Origin of the sequence: Companilactobacillus sp. RD055328 (assembly GCF_022835675.1) — a bacterium.
In the GTDB taxonomy this organism is placed as follows: Bacteria; Bacillota; Bacilli; order Lactobacillales; family Lactobacillaceae; genus BQUT01.
This window is the reverse complement of the sequence record NZ_BQUT01000005.1, coordinates 314,276-330,467: the sequence shown is the minus strand read 5'-3', so window position 1 is coordinate 330,467 and position 16,192 is coordinate 314,276. Positions and strand designations below refer to the sequence as shown.

Here is a 16,192-nt window from a genome sequence, read left to right as displayed (position 1 = left end):
TCATTAGAATTTTATAATGCAAGCTATTTGATAAAAAATATTTAATTCATGATATAATTAATTAAAAAGTGAAGGAGAAAGTCATGAAATCAATACTTTTTGTGTGCTTAGGTAATATTTGTAGATCACCAATGGCAGAAATGATGATGTTTAATTTAGTCAAAGAAGCAAAGTTATCTGATCAGATTAAAATACAGTCAGCTGCAACTTCCACTTATGAAATAGGGAACCCACCTCATAATGGAACAATAGCAAAGTTAAAAGAAAAGAATGTTCCGATGATTGAACATTACGCACGCAAAATTACAGATAATGATTTTGAAGAGTTCGATTATATTATTGGAATGGATAATTCTAATATTGATGATTTAATTAAACTGGCACCAAATGATAAGGCAAAAAGTAAAATTTATATGGCTACTTCTGTACTTGATGAACAATACGAAATTCAAGATCCGTGGTATGATGAAAATTTTGAAAGAACATATCAACAACTTGCTGAAGTTTTACCTAAGTGGATTAACAAAGTTTCGGAATAAATATTAAGAAAAAAAGCGATATGTCTATAAGACATATCGCTTTTTTGTTTATCATTTACTGTTAGCGGTCTACCATTTCTATAAAAAAACTTAGGTTACCCTAATAATTTAAAGCGTTGATTTATCAAGGTTTATACGTTTGTTTAGGGTGTGTTATTTTTTAGGGTATCCTAAAAAATGTTGAATAATTTCATATTTAGGACATACAATAGGGAGTAATAATTTGAAAGGAGAATTACTATGAGTGATTCAAAAAAGGTTGCCCATAAGCATAAATTAATAGAATATGCGAATGGGCCATCACTGGAAGAAATTAATGGTACCGTTAAAGTACCAAAAGATAAGGGGTTCTTGAAAACATTATTTGCTTATTCAGGACCAGGAGCATTAGTTGCCGTAGGATATATGGATCCAGGTAACTGGTCAACTTCAATCACTGGAGGTCAAAATTTCCAGTACCTATTGATGTCAGTCATCTTAATGTCAAGCTTAATTGCGATGTTGTTACAATACATGGCAGCTAAGCTTGGCATTGTGAGTCAAATGGATTTAGCACAAGCTATTCGTGCTAGAACAAGTAAATCTTTGGGGATTGTATTATGGATATTAACAGAATTAGCTATTATGGCTACGGATATTGCTGAAGTTATTGGAGCAGCGATTGCTCTATATTTGTTATTCAATATTCCATTATTAATTGCTGTGCTAATAACTGTTCTCGATGTTTTATTATTGCTATTATTAACTAAAGTAGGATTTAGAAAAATTGAAGCCTTAGTTGTTGCTTTGATTTTGGTTATCTTACTAGTATTCGTTTATCAAGTTGCATTGTCTGATCCAAATTGGTCAGGAGTATTAAAAGGACTAGTACCAACGGCTGATACGTTCTCATCAACAAGACATATCGGTGGACAAACACCATTAACTGGTGCGTTAGGAATTATTGGTGCAACAGTTATGCCTCATAATTTATATCTTCACTCTGCTATTTCCCAAACACGTGAAATAGATCATAAGGATGAAGAATCTGTAGCACAAACTGTTAGATTCTCAGCTTGGGATTCTAATATCCAATTAACATTGGCATTCTTTGTAAATGCACTATTATTAATCATGGGTGTTGCTGTATTTAAGAGTGGCGCTGTTAAAGATCCATCATTTTTTGGATTGTTCCAAGCTTTATCTGATGGTTCTACTTTGAGTAATAGTGTATTAGCTGGAGTTGCTAAATCTGGAATACTTTCTATTCTGTTTGCCGTAGCATTATTAGCTTCAGGACAAAATTCAACTATTACTGGAACCTTAACGGGACAAGTAATTATGGAAGGTTTTGTTCATATGAGAATGCCACTTTGGGCTAGAAGATTGATTACACGTGTAATTTCAGTTATTCCTGTAATTATTTGTGTAATGATGACAAGCGGAAAGAGTGCTATTGAAGAACATGCTGCCTTGAACGACTTGATGAATAACTCACAAGTATTCTTAGCCTTCGCATTACCATTTTCGATGCTACCATTACTAATGATGACTGATAGTCGAGTTGAAATGGGTGATCGATTTAAGAATACATTGTGGATTAAAGCTTTAGGATGGATATCTGTCTTAGGACTTACTTATTTGAATTTAATTGGTTTGCCAGGACAATTAGAGGCATTCTTTGGGGCAAATCCAACAGGTACAGAAATTCAAATCGCTGATCTAATTGCTTATATTTTGATCATTGGTGTTTTAGCATTATTAGTATGGACAATCTTTGAACTATACAAAGGTAACAAGAAATATGCTGAAAAACTTGGTCTTGAATAAAAGGAGGAATTACTATGGAAATCAAAAGAATTTTGGTTGGTGTAGATGATTCAGCAGATGCGCTTTTAGCATTTGACCATGCGATAAAAGAAGCTGTTGAACATAAGGCCGAACTAGTTATTGCATCTGTTTTAGAAAGTGATGAAATGAATGTTTATCAAGCTATGGATATTGATTATATACATGGCGAGCGAGCAGAATTAGAAAAACATATTGAAGACTATAAAAAACAAGCAGAAGAAAAAGGTGTTGCCAAAGTTAGCGTTATTGTTGGTGAAGGTAAAGCTGGTGAAGTAATTGTTAAAAAAATCATTCCACAAGTTAAACCGGATATGCTAATTGTCGGTTCATTGGCGAAAAGGGGTATTAATAAATACTTTGGTAGCCAAGCTGCTTATATGGCGAAATATTCACCAGTATCAGTTTTGGTAGTTAGATAAAATAAAAAGCAATGAGGAAATCCTCATTGCTTTTTATTTTGGAATTGAATTAATTTTAACAATATGCGACTATTTACAGGTTTTTAATGAATCATATTAATATAAAAAAATAAATTCTCCTTAATAACGAATGTTATCGGTTTACTACTGTTTAATTATTCGTTAAAATGTTTTTATTACAGGAGGGAAATCTATGTTAACTAAAGAGTTTGTTACAGATCTACCAAAAGCAGAGCTACATGTTCATATTGAAGGTACTTTAGAACCAGAATTAAAGCTAAAACTTGCTAAAAAAAATGGTATCGAATTAGATCAAAAAACTATAGCGGATGTAAAGAATAGTTTGAAGTTTAATGATCTAGTGTCATTTTTGAATGTATATTACCCAGCTATGGAAGTGCTTCAAACAGAGTCAGACTTTTATGAATTAGCCATGGAGTATCTTGTTCGAGCTAAGAAGAATGGTATTAAACATGCTGAAATTTTCTTTGATCCCCAAGCTCATACTTCAAGAGGGATTGAATTTTCTACAGTAATTGAAGGTTTGAGTAGGGCAGTTTCTGATGCCAGATCTTTTGGAATTGATGCACAATTAATTATGTGTTTCTTGCGTGATTTTTCTGCCAAATCTGCGGACCAAACTTTGAAACAAGCCGAACCATATCGTCATTTGATTACTGGTGTAGGACTAGACTCTGATGAACATCATAATCCGCCATTGAAATTTGCTCGTCAGTTCAGCGATGCTATGCTTCAAGGATATAAGCAAACTATGCATGCTGATGTTGATCAACTTAATTCGATACAACATATTAAAGATGCACTAGAAGTTATTGGCGTTCAAAGACTTGATCACGGAACTAATATTGTAGAAGATGCTGATTTAGTTGAGTGGGTTGCGAAAACTCAGGTTGGATTAACTTCATGTCCGTTGTCGAATTCTTTAGTGACAATGAATAATGGTAAAAGTGATAACAAGGGAAAAGAAGTTATTGATTTGTTAGAAAAAGATGTTTTGGTAACGATAAATTCAGATGATCCAGCATACTTTGGAGGCTACATAGTCGATAATTATTTGGAGCTCATTAATAATAATAATTTGAGTGAAGAACAAGTAATAAAATTGGCCAAAAACTCTTTTAAAGCATCTTGGATATCAAACGAAATGAAAGAAATTTATTTACAACAAGTTGATGAATATGTAGAAACTTTCAACAAATAATTTTATCTTCTAATAATTGACTGATTTATGGCCTAAAACGCCTATTTATGGGCGTCAAAAATTAGATGAAAGTTAATTTGCTAATGTGTATTTAAGGTGTTAGATTTGATTATGGAAAGAGAAATAGTATCCAATCTAATCTAATATAGCAGGAGGATAACATTATGATGTTATTTGCAGGAATTGGCTTGTTGGTTTTAGTTGAATATATGGTATATATTAAAAACATTAACAAGTTGAACTTTAAATTCTAAGGAATTTAAGAAATATAAAAAAAGTAGCGAATCAATTGATTCGCTACTTTTTATTTATCTTCTTTTTTATTTTCTTTTGATTTCTTATCGGCATCTTTAACACGATCGACATTTTTTTTAACGTCATCAGGCAATGATGCGAATTTATCGAATAATTCACCAAAATTGTTTTCTTGTTTAACTGTTAGTCCCATAATTACCCCTCATCTTTCTCCATAATAATAACTGATATTTTTTGAAATCGCAATTCTTGAAACTATTCCAAAATAGTCTAAAATAAAATAAGCAAGTTAATAACAGGGGGAAGAACATGGCTAGTGAACATTTAGAACGAAAATTATCTTTACTACCAGCTCAACCTGGTTGTTATTTGATGAAAGATCTTAATTCGAAAATTATTTATGTTGGTAAAGCTAAAAATTTAAAAAATCGTGTTCGTTCTTACTTTAAGAGTGCTCATGAAGGAAAAACTGCACGATTGGTTTCTGAAATAGTCGACTTTGAAACAATTATTACTTCCACTGATAAGGAAGCCTTCTTATTAGAAATTACCTTAATTCAAAAACACCAACCTTATTACAATATTAAGCTTAAGAAGGGTACTGGGTATCCTTACATTAAAATTACTAAAGAACGCAATCCCACGATGTTAATTACGGGACAAGTAAAAAAAGATGGTGCTAATTACTTTGGCCCATATCCCAATGTTTATGCTGCTGAAGAAACGTTGCATTTTTTACAAAAAGTTTATCCATTACGTAGATGCCAAGGGAATCTTGGACGTCCTTGTTTGTATTATCATATGGATCAATGTTTAGGCGCTTGTTTCAAAGATGTACCAAAAGAATTATATGATTCACAAATAGAAAAAATTATCAGTTTCTTAAATGGAAATGTTTCAGCTGTTAAAAAAGAATTAAATGAAGAAATGCTTGAAGCTTCTCAAAAATTACAATTCGAACGTGCCGCTGATATTCGCGATCAAATTCACTACATTGAAGCAACAGTTGAAAAACAAAAAATCATTTCTAACGATAATACACCACGTGATATTTTTAATTTCTATGTTGAAAAAGGTTGGATTTCTATTCAAGTATTCTTCATTCGTCAGGCTAAATTAATGAAACGTGAGAAACGTATCTTTCCATGCATCAACACGCCTGAAGAAGAATTACAGACATTCATTCTACAATTCTATAATCGTAAGAATAACGTTTTGCCAAAAGAAATTCTGGTACCCAAAGATATTGATACTTCGGTTATGGAAGATATTTTACAGGTACCTTTTAGAACTCCACAACGTGGACAAAAACGTGATTTATTAGATATGGCATATAAAAATTCCAAACTAGTATTGGAAGAAAAATTCCGATTAATGGAATTAGATAATCGTAAGACATTTGGTGCTCAAGAAGAAATATTTGAAGCGTTAGGTCTTTCATACGGGCATATTATTGAATCTTTTGACCATTCACATATTCAAGGAACAAGCCCAGTTTCGGCAATGGTTGTTTTTAAAGATGGACATCCCTATAAAAATGAATATCGTAAGTACAAAATCAAAGGTGAAGTGGAACATCAAAAAGGATCAGATGAAGCTGCCAACACTCGTGAAGTTATTTATCGTCGCTACTCTCGTTTGATTAAAGAAGAGAAGCCACTACCAGATCTAATATTAATGGATGGTGGGATAATTGAATTACGAGCTGCAATGGACGTATTGGAAAACGAACTAGGAGTATCAATTCCCGTTGCTGGTATGGTTAAGAACGATAAGCATAATACTTCGCATTTAATTGTTGGTGAAGATGGAACCGCAGTTGATCTTGATGTTAAAAGTCAAGGATTCTACCTATTGCAGAGAATTCAAGACGAAGTTCACCGTTTTGCAATAACTTTCCATCGACAAACTAGAAGTAAAAACGCACTATCTTCACAACTTGAAAGCATTAAAGGTGTAGGCCCTAAAACTCGAACTAAACTTTTAAAGAAATTCGGCTCAGTTAAAAAAATCAAAGAGGCCCCACTTGATGATTTAATGTCATTAGGTGTTTCTAAACAAGTAGCACAAACAATCAAATTATCATTATCGACCACACCAAAGAAAAGGAAATAATCATGAAAACACTAGTTATCGTTAGTCATCCAGATATTAATGAATCAGCTACTCAGAATTTTTTGAAAGCTAGTTTTCCACTTGATGAAGAAGTGACTTGGCATGAAGTAGTAGATGATATAGATATTGAACATGAACGACAATTATTGATAGAAAATGAACGGATAATTCTCCAATTTCCATTATATTGGTATACGGCGCCAGCTGCTCTTAAGAAGTGGATGGATGAAGTCTTAGATGGTGATTTTATTTTTGCTGGTCAAAAACCATTAGCAAACAAAGAATTTGGAATTGTTGTCTCAACTGGAATTTCTGATAAGCAATTTCAAGCTGGCGGCAATGAAAAATTTACGATTTCTGAAATGTTAAAACCATTTGAAATGACCGCTAATAAGTTACAAATGAGTTATCTTCGACCATTAGTTATTAATCAGTTTGAGTATTTCACAAATGAACAAAAACAAGCTTTGGTAGTGGATTATCAATGTTATTTGCAACAAATTGATGATAATTTTGATGGTAGATTGAATTGGTTTATAAAAAGGCTTAAAGATGATGGGCAAGATTTACTTGCTGACACATTATTAGCAAAAAAGAATGAATTAAATGATTTATCTTGGCAAGTTAAAACAATGAGAGAAGATGATGGTGAAGGCTAATGGATGAGATTAACTGGATAAAAGAACAAGCCACTAAACTGCAGACAGAAGCTAAGTCATATGAGAAGCGAGCTTTTTATCATGAGCTTGATAAGCTTGCTGATGAATTAGCAACTCGAATCGAACAAAAACAAGGTGAGCTTGATGGTCGTATTTGGAATCATAAAGGATGGTAAAAGACACTCGTAGAGTGTCTTTTTTATTTTTTCCTTGCAAACAATTCTATAGTGTATTAGTATGGTGGTACACAAAAAGGAGATAATAATAGATGAAGTTTAAAGACAATATTCCGATTTTTATTCAAATTAAAGATATTATTAACAGTCGTATTATTTCTGGTCAGTATAAGATGGGACAAAAAGTTTCGTCAGTTAGAGACTTTTCAATTGAATTTGAAGTCAATATGAACACAATGCAACGGGCACTGACTGAATTGATAGCTGAGGGAGTACTTGTTACTAAGCGCGGATTAGGAAATTTTATAACTGAAGATATAGAGATTATTGATAATCTAGAAGGATCTAGAATTAATTCGGTTATTGAAGAAATGTACAATGACTTAACCGAGATGGGGTTGAGTGATCAAGAAGTTATTTACCATATTCAAAACTTCATGAAGGAGAAACGGGATGAGTAATTTATTAGAAATAAAAAATCTGAGTTATAGAATAAATCAAAAATTAATTTTGCGTGAAATTAATTTAGAAGTACAAGCAGGGCATTTTATCGCACTGGCTGGTGAGAATGGTATTGGTAAAACAACGCTATTACGTTTGATTGCAAGTGTTGCAAAAAACTATCGTGGTGAAATTACAATTGATGGAAAAACAAAACCAGAAGAAAAGAAGACAATGGTGAGTTTTTCGGATCAATTAGAAGGTTTTTCAAAACGTACAAAAATTCGTGATATTGAAAAGTTCTATTCTCAAGTTTACCCTGACTTCTCTGAAGAGAAATTTGATGAAATAGCAGCATTTTTGGATGTTGATTGTAATAATAATTTAAGCAGCTTATCAAAAGGTATGAAGGAAAGATTAGTAATTGCCTTAACATTATCAAGACAGGTTGCCTTATATTTACTTGATGAACCGTTTAGTGGAATAGATGTAATGAGTCGTGACAAGATAATTAAGGGATTGTTAACATGGGTTGATGAGAATTCAACGGTTATTGTCAGCAGTCATCATTTATCAGAAATCGAAAATGTTGTAGATGAAATAATCATCATGAAAGATTATGGAATTTATGAACATGTAAAAACGGATGATATTCGTAATGAACAAGGTAAATCTATAGAAGAATATTTCGAAAACATTTACTGGGAGGATAAGTAATGACGAGTTTTGGTAGTGTTTTAAAACAGATGACAGTTAAACGAATTAAATTAATGAATCAGATAATATTGGTTCAAATCTCAGTTATCATTGGTAGTTGTTTGTATGATTTTTTTAAGGGTAACATGGGTAGTAATGATAAAACACTTGCGAATGTAACTGCTATTGAGATGGGTTCACTGATAGCTTTAGGAATTGTTAGTATTGTTTATTTAATCTCTTTTATGAATTTGGAAGTTAATTCAAACCGTTTTCGACTTATTCCAATTTCAGATATTAAGTTATATATGGGAAGTTTCTTGAGCACAGTATTCGGTTTTATGTATATTTGTTTAATTGATTTGATTATTCTTGGATCTAGCGTTTTAATAATTGCCGATAAAAAAATGATCTCAAGGATGTTTTCTGATATTCATTTCAATGAAATCATCATGATGTTATTAGCATTATTTTTAATTTTTAGTATTTTTATTTTTGGAATGATAATGTGTAATACAATTAATATTCTCGGATCTGTTATCACCAGCTTTATTCCTGGCGGTAAGCAAAAAATTGTTAAATGGATTGTGTATGCTATTGCTATTTTTCTAATTTACAAAGTTAGCAGTTATGTTGATATTGCTGGATGGCTTCCGGGGGTTGACTGGACAGGGGATATTAATGATCTATCTTATTCTATTATGCAAGTGATTATTGAAATAATTATTTTTGTTGTTATTAATATGAATTTGTTACGTTTTGTCGAAACAAGCAAATAAAAAAGAACTCCTTTAGGAGTTCTTTTTTATTATAGATTAATTGTTCTTTGGTTTCCAAATTCCATAGATAATACCAGCAATGATAGCACCAATGATAACAGCTAATAGATATAATAATGGACTATTAGCAAGAGGACTAACGAACACACCACCATGAGGAGCGGGAATATTAATCTTCCATAATTGTGTTAAACCACCACCGATGGCAGAACCAATCACACTAGAAACGATTACTCTTAGAGGATCTCCAGCAGCGAATGGAATAGCACCTTCAGTAATAAATGCAGCGCCTAAAATGTAATTACTGAATCCAGCTTGACGTTCTTGTTCTGTAAACTTATTTCTCCAGAAAGTTGTAGCAATTGCAATTGCTAACGGAGGAATCATCCCACCAACCATAACGGCGGCCATTAATGTTCCGTTGTTTGTAGCAGTGAAGGCACCAATAGCAAAGGTATATGCGGCTTTGTTGAAAGGGCCACCCATATCTAAAGCCATCATACCAGCAAGTAATGCACCAAGAATAACTGCATTACCAGTTCCCATATGGTTTAAGAATGTTGTGATAGCTTGATTAACAACGGCGAAGACAGGGTCAACAGCGAAGTACATGATTGCTCCAACAATCAATAATCCTAGAATAGGATAAATCAACATTGGTTTTAAACCTTCAAGATTCTTAGGTAAGTTCTTGAAGACTTTTTTAAGCCAGTTAATTGTAATACCAGCAATGAATCCGGCAAGTAATCCACCAATGAAGCCAGCAGGACTTTTAGAAGGGATGAAACTTGCAGTTGCTTGTGATGCCATAAAACCACCAACAAAACCAGGCATTAAAGCAGGGCGATCACCAATTGCTTGGGCTATATATGCTGCTAATACCGGGATTAAGAATTGGAAAGCATAATTTCCTAAGTTATTAAAGAACAAGAAAGAAGTTGAATGAGCACCAACTGAGTTTTCTAATAAGAAAGAAATTGCCATTAAAATACCACCACCAACAACAAAAGGTAGCATATTTGAAATACCGTTCATTAGATCAGCATAGACTCTTGAACCAAGTGATTTCTTATCTTCAGTTGACTCTTCAGAAGATTCTTCACCATTTGAATGATAGATAGAGCTCTTGCCATCAATAGCATTTTGAACAAGTTCTTCAGGTTTGTTGATACCGTCGATAACTGGTTTGTTTTGAAGTTTTTTACCATCAAAACGAGCCATTTCGACTTTTTTATCAGCTGTGATAATAACACCATCAGCTTTGGCTATATCATCAGCTGTTAACTTGTTCTTAACACCTTCAGAACCATTTGTTTCAACTTTGATATTTACGTTTAATTTTTCTGCAGCTTTTTTCAAGGCTTCTTCAGCCATGTAAGTATGAGCAATTCCATTAGGACAAGCAGAAACAGCGACAAAGAATGGCTTACTATCATCAGTAACACTTGTTGTGGCTACTTGTTCTTTGGCTTCTTTTTCTTTTTGAGCTTCAGTGAATACTCTTTGAACGCCATTAGCACTACGAACAGCTTTTAATTTCTTAATTAATTCAGGATCTATTAATAATGAAGATAGTTGGGCTAGTGCTTGCAAATGAACGTTATCTGCACCTTCTGGTGCGGCAATCATGAAGAATAATTTAACAGGTTGACCATCTAATGCATCAAAATCAACACCGGACTTACTTTTAGCAAATAATACTGTAGCACGATTAACAGCTTTGTCATGGGCATGGGGCATAGCAATTCCATCACCAATACCAGTACTTGTTTCTGCTTCTCGAGCAAGAATATCTTTTAAATATAATTTTTTATCATTAATAACATCAACTTCAGCCAGTTTATCAACCATTTCGATAAGAGCGGCTTCTTTAGTTGTTGCTTGCAAATCTAAAATCATTGCATCTTTTAATAACAATTCTTTCAAATCCATAATTGTTCTCCTTATATCTCACTTACAGTGATTTGTGAATAAATTTCATCGATTTTATCTTTAGTTGCCAGGTCTTCACTAAATGCTGTTGCACTCCCGCAGGCAGCACTTTTTTTGAAGCTTTCTGTGAAATCATGAGTTTGCATATATGTTCCCACAAAGCCTGCGATCATCGAGTCACCAGCACCTACAGAATTAATTACAGTTCCTTTAGGTGCGTTGCACTTATAATTATGTTCAGGTGTAACTAAGATTGCACCATCACCAGCCATTGATACTAAAACATTCTTAGCTCCTAATTGAAGTAACTTCTTAGCATATATAATAATGTCGCTATCGTTTTTTAGTTCTACATTAAATAGTTCGGCTAGTTCATGATGATTAGGCTTAATAACAAATGGTTGATAAGTTAGTGTTTCTAATAATGATTGACCGGTTGTATCAATAACAAACTCGGCATTTCGTTCATTAGCAATTTTTGCGATTTCTAAGTAAAAATTAGGTGTTAAACCTCTAGCTAAACTACCCGATACTATTACGATATCTTCAGAAGTTAATTGACGGATTTGATTCAACAATTCTTCTTGTTCTTGAGTAGAAATATTGGGACCGGTTCCGTTAATTTCTGTTTCATTATCATCTGCTTTAACTTTAACGTTAATGCGAGTATCGTCTTTTACTTGGGTAAAATCAGTAATTAAATGATGGGTTTCTAATAATTTCTCAAACATTGCTCCGGTAGCATTACCAACAAAACCTAGTGCGGTTGAGTCTGCTCCTAATTCTTTAAGAATTCTTGTCACATTGATTCCTTTACCACCGGGTAATTTAGCGTCATAATGTGAACGATTAATTTCACCGATATTTATTTGATTGATTTGAACAATATAATCAATCGATGGATTGGCTGTAACTGTATAGATCATTAATGAACCTCCAAAATATTAAAATTAACTAAGTGTGATAAGTCTTTATCGACATTATTGGTAATTAGAGTACTATCTTCAAACGTTGCAAATTGACAAAAAGCATCTTGATTGAATTTTTCTTTGTCAGCTAGCACGAATGATTTCTTAGCATTCTTAATGGCTAATGATTTAACTGTAGCTTCCTCAGGGTCTGGTGTAGTAAATCCAGCTTCAAGAGAAAAACCATTAGTACCTAATAACGCAATATCAAAACGGTATTTCTCAAGTGATTCAACTAATGGGGCACCAACTAAAGCTTTAGTAGAATGTTTTAATATACCACTAGGCAAATAAGTTTTAATTTGGTAATCAGCTAATAGGGAAGCATTGTCAATACTGTTGGTAACAACTAAAATATTTTTAAAAGCTGTTAAGTATTGAATTACTTCTTTAGTTGATGTTCCTGAATCAAGAAAAATCACATCGCCATCTTCAATAAGAGTAGTAGCAAGTTTAGCAATTGAGTTTTTTTCGACATGATTAAGATTTGAACGTTCAAAGACAGTTCGCTCTTCATTAGCGGAGATAATTCGCTTAGCTCCACCATGAATACGCTGTAATTGATGATCGTCTTCAAGTTCTTGTAAATCACGTCTTAATGTCGACTCAGAAGCTCCAGTACCATTAATTAAGCTCTGTAATTTAACAATGCCGTCTTTTTTTAGACTATTCAATATATATTGATAACGTTGTTCTGTAAGCACTTTCATCACCTCGAGTTAAATAATATAATATTAAACGTTCAAAATCAATCATAAAACTTCAAAAACATTCAAAAGTAACTAAAATGAAGATAAATTACGTTAGTTGTTCGTAGGTATTTATGGCTTTTTGTGTTAAAATGCTACAAGTAAGATTTTGTGCAAAAGTACATGATATACCGCGTAAGCAATCCTGAAATATAAGATTTGCGTTAGGATTGTAATTAAAGGAGATCTAAATGTTTGTAGATAATGTCAAAATTTCAGTAAAATCAGGAGCTGGTGGTAATGGATCAGTAGCTTTTCGTCATGAAAAATATGTGCCACTAGGTGGACCAGCTGGTGGTGACGGTGGAAAAGGTGGCAGCATTATATTTGCTGTGGATGAAGGTCTTAGAACTTTGATGGACTTTCGATTCAAACATAATTTCAAAGCCCAATCTGGTCAAAACGGAATGAATAAACAAATGTATGGCCGTGGTGCCGAAGATTTAGTTATTCAAGTTCCAGCTGGAACAACTGTTTATAATGATGATACTGGTCGCATAATTGGTGACTTAACAGAGAAGGATCAACATTTAGTTGTAGCTAAAGGTGGAAAAGGTGGCCGTGGTAATATGCATTTTGCCACTTCAAGAAATCGAGCACCTGAAGTCGCTGAAAACGGTGAACCGGGAATTGAACTTAATTTAAGACTTGAGTTGAAAGTTATTGCTGATATTGGACTTGTTGGATTCCCATCAGTTGGTAAATCAACATTACTTTCCGTATCTACATCAGCTCGTCCTAAGATTGCTGCTTATCATTTCACGACTTTAGCTCCTAACTTAGGAATGGTTCAACTAGATAATGGTAATGACTTCGTTATGGCCGATTTGCCAGGGCTTATTGAAGGTGCTTCAAATGGGGTTGGTTTAGGAATTCAATTCTTGCGCCACGTTGAACGTACAAAAGTTATTCTTCATTTGGTTGAAATGGATCCTAATTCTGGACGTAATCCGGTTGAGGATTATCAAAAGATTCGTCAAGAGTTAGCAACATATGATGGAAAAATTCTTGATAAACCTGAAATTATTGTTCCTACAAAAATGGATATGCCAGGTTCTGATGAAAGACTAGCAGAATTTAAAGAAGCAATGAACTTGAAAGATGAAGATTTATATCCAATCTCAAGTATCCAACAAAATGGTGTTGATACATTGCTTAAACATGCAGGACAAGTGCTTGATGAATATGTACCACCAGTTGAAGAAACAACTGAAGATGTTTATGAATATAACTTTGAACCTGAAGGACCAGGATTTGAAGTTACTAAAGATGAAGATAATGTCTTTGTTCTTTCTGGACCAAAAGTTGAACGTCTCTTTGCTATGAGTAATCTAGATCATCAAGATGGAATTATGCGCTTCGCTCGTCAATTGAAATCAATGGGAATTGAAGATGCATTAAGAGAAGCAGGAATTGAATCTGGCGATACTGTTATGATTGATGACTTTACATTTGAGTTTGTATAAAAACGAATTAACTATTTAATAGAGGGCTTATTTAATGACAAACAACCGTAGGAGATACATTACGGGTTTTGATGGGCTACGAACAATTGGGGTACTAGGGGTGATTATGTATCATCTCAATCCTGAATTATTTGCAGGAGGATATTTGGGAGTACCGATTTTTTTGTGTATTTCAGGTTATTTGATAACTGATCAATTGTTACGCATTCATGATAACCACGAAAATTTTTCTTTGAAGAATTTTTATATAAAAAGAATTAAGAGATTATATCCTGGCTTATTACTGATGTTATTTACGGCCAGTACATATATCTTCTTATTTCAGAGAAACTTATTACATAATTTGCATCAAATATTCGTTACTAATATATTGAATGTATTTAATTGGTGGGAGATAGCTAACGGGCAATCTTACTTTGAAAGATTCGCTAATAATCAATCACCATTTACACATTTATGGACTTTATCTATTGAAGGTCAGTTCTATATAATTTGGCCATTATTATTACTTTTTCTATTAAGAAGAAATATTAAAAAAGGTAACTTATTTATTGGATTAATTGCAGTATCAGCTATGTCAGCTATTTTGATGGCTATATTGTTTAATCCTAGTGTTGATCCTAGTCGAGTATACTATGGTACAGATACAAGAATATTCTCAATTCTTTTAGGTTCAGCTTTAGCAGTAGTTTGGCCTTCAATGAAGTTGAAGACAAAAATATCTAGCCATGATCGAATGATTCTTAATATCATTGGATTAGTTAGTATGTTAGTAATGCTATGGTTATTACTTAAAATGAAGGCTACTAGCCCATTCATGTATCGTAGTGGAATGTTTATTTTTAGTATTTTTACTACCGTTGTTGTAGCAATCGTTGCTCATCCAGCTGCTATCTGGAATAAGATTTTGACTAACCCGATATTTAGTTATATTGGTAGTCGTAGTTATGGATTATATTTATGGCAATTTCCAGTAATGATATTTTTTGAATCAATTTTTACTAATGTTGCTAGCCATCCAGTTTTGTATTCAGTTATTCAAATAATTATAATAATGACTTTGTCTGAATTGTCATTTAGATTTGTTGAACAACCATTGGCAAAATTCGACTATAAAAAAGTATTGGATTATTTCAAGAACTTACCCAAAGCTAATGTTAAAACACAAGCGATATTTGCAGTTTGTTTCTTATTAACAACTATTGGAACAGCGGGGATTGTTGAAGCCGTCAATACTCCTGCTCCTAAAAATGTCGACAATGCATTGGTTAAAGAGATAAGTGATAATACAAAAGATAATAAACAAGCTAATAAGAAGTTGATAGCTAAATTAAAAAAAGATAAGTCTAATGAAAATACTTCTCAAAATAAGAAATATGAAAAATTAGCTGAAAGTAAACCCGTAAATCAACAATTAGAACAATATGGTCTTAAACAAGTCGATTTGCAACGCGCTCAAGATATTAAGGCATTAGCAATTGGCGATTCTGTAATGGCTGATGGGTCAAATGAACTGAAGAAGATATTTCCTAATATGATTGTCGATGCGGGAATAAGTCGTCAAATGGACGGAAGTTTTGATTTACTGAATAGTTACGTTAAACAAGGCGTGCTCCCTCAAGTTATAGTTATCGGTTTAGGAACTAATGGAGCGGTTTCGCCTCAACAAGTTGATGAGGTTATGAAAATTGCCGGTAAAAAAAGAAACGTCTATTGGATTAATGTCCATGTTCCGACACGACCTTGGGAAAAAATGGTTAATAACACACTTTATGGTGCCAAACGTAAGTATAAGAACCTAACAGTTATTGATTGGAATAATTATTCTAAGAGTCATCCGGATTGGTTCTATGGTGATAAGGTACATCCTAATCCAACAGGCTCAATTTACTACAGTACATTTATTGCAAAAGCCATTTTGAAAAATGAAAAATAGAATGGAAAAA

General features: G+C 33.1%; 16 protein-coding genes. 12 read left to right on the top strand and 4 right to left on the bottom strand.

What is annotated here, in order from left to right:
• Positions 1 to 83: 83 nt before the first annotated feature.
• From RD055328_RS03750 to add, 4 genes are all read left to right on the top strand, one after another.
• Complete coding sequence (locus tag RD055328_RS03750; protein WP_244087467.1) at positions 84 to 539, top strand: low molecular weight protein-tyrosine-phosphatase; 456 nt, start codon at positions 84 to 86, stop codon at positions 537 to 539.
• Between the two features lie 240 nt (positions 540 to 779).
• Positions 780 to 2,348: an Nramp family divalent metal transporter gene (locus RD055328_RS03745; protein WP_244087466.1), complete on the top strand. Its 1,569-nt coding sequence runs from the start codon at positions 780 to 782 to the stop codon at positions 2,346 to 2,348.
• Positions 2,349 to 2,362: 14 nt separating this feature from the next.
• Entirely contained in the window at positions 2,363 to 2,788 is a 426-nt protein-coding gene (locus tag RD055328_RS03740) for a universal stress protein (RefSeq protein WP_244087465.1), read from the top strand.
• A gap of 193 nt (positions 2,789 to 2,981) precedes the next feature.
• On the top strand, positions 2,982 to 4,010 hold the full coding sequence (gene add, locus RD055328_RS03735) for an adenosine deaminase (protein ID WP_244087464.1): 1,029 nt from the start codon (positions 2,982 to 2,984) through the stop codon (positions 4,008 to 4,010).
• A 304-nt stretch (positions 4,011 to 4,314) separates the two neighbouring features.
• On the opposite strand, the gene RD055328_RS03730 is transcribed toward add, so the two are convergent.
• Entirely contained in the window at positions 4,315 to 4,458 is a 144-nt protein-coding gene (locus RD055328_RS03730; protein WP_244087463.1) for an SPJ_0845 family protein, read from the bottom strand.
• A gap of 116 nt (positions 4,459 to 4,574) precedes the next feature.
• Here RD055328_RS03730 and uvrC point away from each other — a divergent pair, with 116 nt between their 5' ends.
• The 6 genes from uvrC to RD055328_RS03700 all read left to right on the top strand — a co-directional run bounded on the left by uvrC (position 4,575) and on the right by RD055328_RS03700 (position 9,131).
• A complete protein-coding gene (uvrC, locus tag RD055328_RS03725; protein ID WP_244087462.1) occupies positions 4,575 to 6,380 on the top strand; it encodes an excinuclease ABC subunit UvrC in 1,806 nt (601 codons plus the stop codon).
• A gap of 2 nt (positions 6,381 to 6,382) precedes the next feature.
• Positions 6,383 to 7,039, top strand: a complete 657-nt coding sequence (locus RD055328_RS03720; protein WP_244087461.1) for an NAD(P)H-dependent oxidoreductase — start codon at positions 6,383 to 6,385, stop codon at positions 7,037 to 7,039.
• Positions 7,039 to 7,215: a hypothetical protein gene (locus RD055328_RS03715; protein ID WP_244087460.1), complete on the top strand. Its 177-nt coding sequence runs from the start codon at positions 7,039 to 7,041 to the stop codon at positions 7,213 to 7,215. The genes RD055328_RS03720 and RD055328_RS03715 overlap by 1 nt, the downstream gene beginning before the upstream one ends.
• 92 nt (positions 7,216 to 7,307) lie before the next feature.
• Positions 7,308 to 7,676, top strand: a complete 369-nt coding sequence (locus RD055328_RS03710) for a GntR family transcriptional regulator (protein ID WP_244087459.1) — start codon at positions 7,308 to 7,310, stop codon at positions 7,674 to 7,676.
• Entirely contained in the window at positions 7,669 to 8,373 is a 705-nt protein-coding gene (locus RD055328_RS03705; RefSeq protein WP_244087458.1) for an ABC transporter ATP-binding protein, read from the top strand. The genes RD055328_RS03710 and RD055328_RS03705 overlap by 8 nt, the downstream gene beginning before the upstream one ends.
• Positions 8,373 to 9,131 carry a hypothetical protein gene (locus RD055328_RS03700; protein ID WP_244087457.1) on the top strand — a complete coding sequence of 253 codons (759 nt, stop codon included), beginning with the start codon at positions 8,373 to 8,375 and terminating at the stop codon, positions 9,129 to 9,131. The genes RD055328_RS03705 and RD055328_RS03700 overlap by 1 nt, the downstream gene beginning before the upstream one ends.
• A 36-nt stretch (positions 9,132 to 9,167) precedes the next feature.
• On the opposite strand, the gene RD055328_RS03695 is transcribed toward RD055328_RS03700, so the two are convergent.
• From RD055328_RS03695 to RD055328_RS03685, 3 genes are read right to left on the bottom strand one after another with little or no spacing between them, the layout of a single operon-like run.
• Positions 9,168 to 11,063: a fructose-specific PTS transporter subunit EIIC gene (locus RD055328_RS03695; protein ID WP_244087456.1), complete on the bottom strand. Its 1,896-nt coding sequence runs from the start codon at positions 11,061 to 11,063 to the stop codon at positions 9,168 to 9,170.
• A gap of 11 nt (positions 11,064 to 11,074) precedes the next feature.
• On the bottom strand, positions 11,075 to 11,989 hold the full coding sequence (gene pfkB, locus RD055328_RS03690; protein WP_244087455.1) for a 1-phosphofructokinase: 915 nt from the start codon (positions 11,987 to 11,989) through the stop codon (positions 11,075 to 11,077).
• On the bottom strand, positions 11,989 to 12,735 hold the full coding sequence (locus RD055328_RS03685; RefSeq protein WP_244087454.1) for a DeoR/GlpR family DNA-binding transcription regulator: 747 nt from the start codon (positions 12,733 to 12,735) through the stop codon (positions 11,989 to 11,991). Before RD055328_RS03685 ends, pfkB begins: the two co-directional genes overlap by 1 nt.
• A gap of 236 nt (positions 12,736 to 12,971) precedes the next feature.
• Between RD055328_RS03685 and obgE the strand changes: the two genes are divergently transcribed.
• Together obgE and RD055328_RS03675 are read left to right on the top strand one after the other, a co-directional pair.
• Positions 12,972 to 14,246: a GTPase ObgE gene (gene obgE, locus RD055328_RS03680; RefSeq protein WP_244087453.1), complete on the top strand. Its 1,275-nt coding sequence runs from the start codon at positions 12,972 to 12,974 to the stop codon at positions 14,244 to 14,246.
• A 34-nt stretch (positions 14,247 to 14,280) separates the two neighbouring features.
• Positions 14,281 to 16,182, top strand: a complete 1,902-nt coding sequence (locus RD055328_RS03675; protein ID WP_244087452.1) for an acyltransferase family protein — start codon at positions 14,281 to 14,283, stop codon at positions 16,180 to 16,182.
• Positions 16,183 to 16,192: the final 10 nt, after the last annotated feature.

Bases quoted from the DNA above. Each gene is read 5' to 3' on its own strand.
- RD055328_RS03750 (WP_244087467.1), top strand. From the start codon at position 84: ATGAAATCAATACTTTTTGTGTGCTTAGGTAATATTTGTAGATCACCA.
- RD055328_RS03745 (WP_244087466.1), top strand. From the start codon at position 780: ATGAGTGATTCAAAAAAGGTTGCCCATAAGCATAAATTAATAGAATAT.
- RD055328_RS03740 (WP_244087465.1), top strand. From the start codon at position 2,363: ATGGAAATCAAAAGAATTTTGGTTGGTGTAGATGATTCAGCAGATGCG.
- add (WP_244087464.1), top strand. From the start codon at position 2,982: ATGTTAACTAAAGAGTTTGTTACAGATCTACCAAAAGCAGAGCTACAT.
- RD055328_RS03730 (WP_244087463.1), bottom strand. From the start codon at position 4,458: ATGGGACTAACAGTTAAACAAGAAAACAATTTTGGTGAATTATTCGAT.
- uvrC (WP_244087462.1), top strand. From the start codon at position 4,575: ATGGCTAGTGAACATTTAGAACGAAAATTATCTTTACTACCAGCTCAA.
- RD055328_RS03720 (WP_244087461.1), top strand. From the start codon at position 6,383: ATGAAAACACTAGTTATCGTTAGTCATCCAGATATTAATGAATCAGCT.
- RD055328_RS03715 (WP_244087460.1), top strand. From the start codon at position 7,039: ATGGATGAGATTAACTGGATAAAAGAACAAGCCACTAAACTGCAGACA.
- RD055328_RS03710 (WP_244087459.1), top strand. From the start codon at position 7,308: ATGAAGTTTAAAGACAATATTCCGATTTTTATTCAAATTAAAGATATT.
- RD055328_RS03705 (WP_244087458.1), top strand. From the start codon at position 7,669: ATGAGTAATTTATTAGAAATAAAAAATCTGAGTTATAGAATAAATCAA.
- RD055328_RS03700 (WP_244087457.1), top strand. From the start codon at position 8,373: ATGACGAGTTTTGGTAGTGTTTTAAAACAGATGACAGTTAAACGAATT.
- RD055328_RS03695 (WP_244087456.1), bottom strand. From the start codon at position 11,063: ATGGATTTGAAAGAATTGTTATTAAAAGATGCAATGATTTTAGATTTG.
- pfkB (WP_244087455.1), bottom strand. From the start codon at position 11,989: ATGATCTATACAGTTACAGCCAATCCATCGATTGATTATATTGTTCAA.
- obgE (WP_244087453.1), top strand. From the start codon at position 12,972: ATGTTTGTAGATAATGTCAAAATTTCAGTAAAATCAGGAGCTGGTGGT.
- RD055328_RS03675 (WP_244087452.1), top strand. From the start codon at position 14,281: ATGACAAACAACCGTAGGAGATACATTACGGGTTTTGATGGGCTACGA.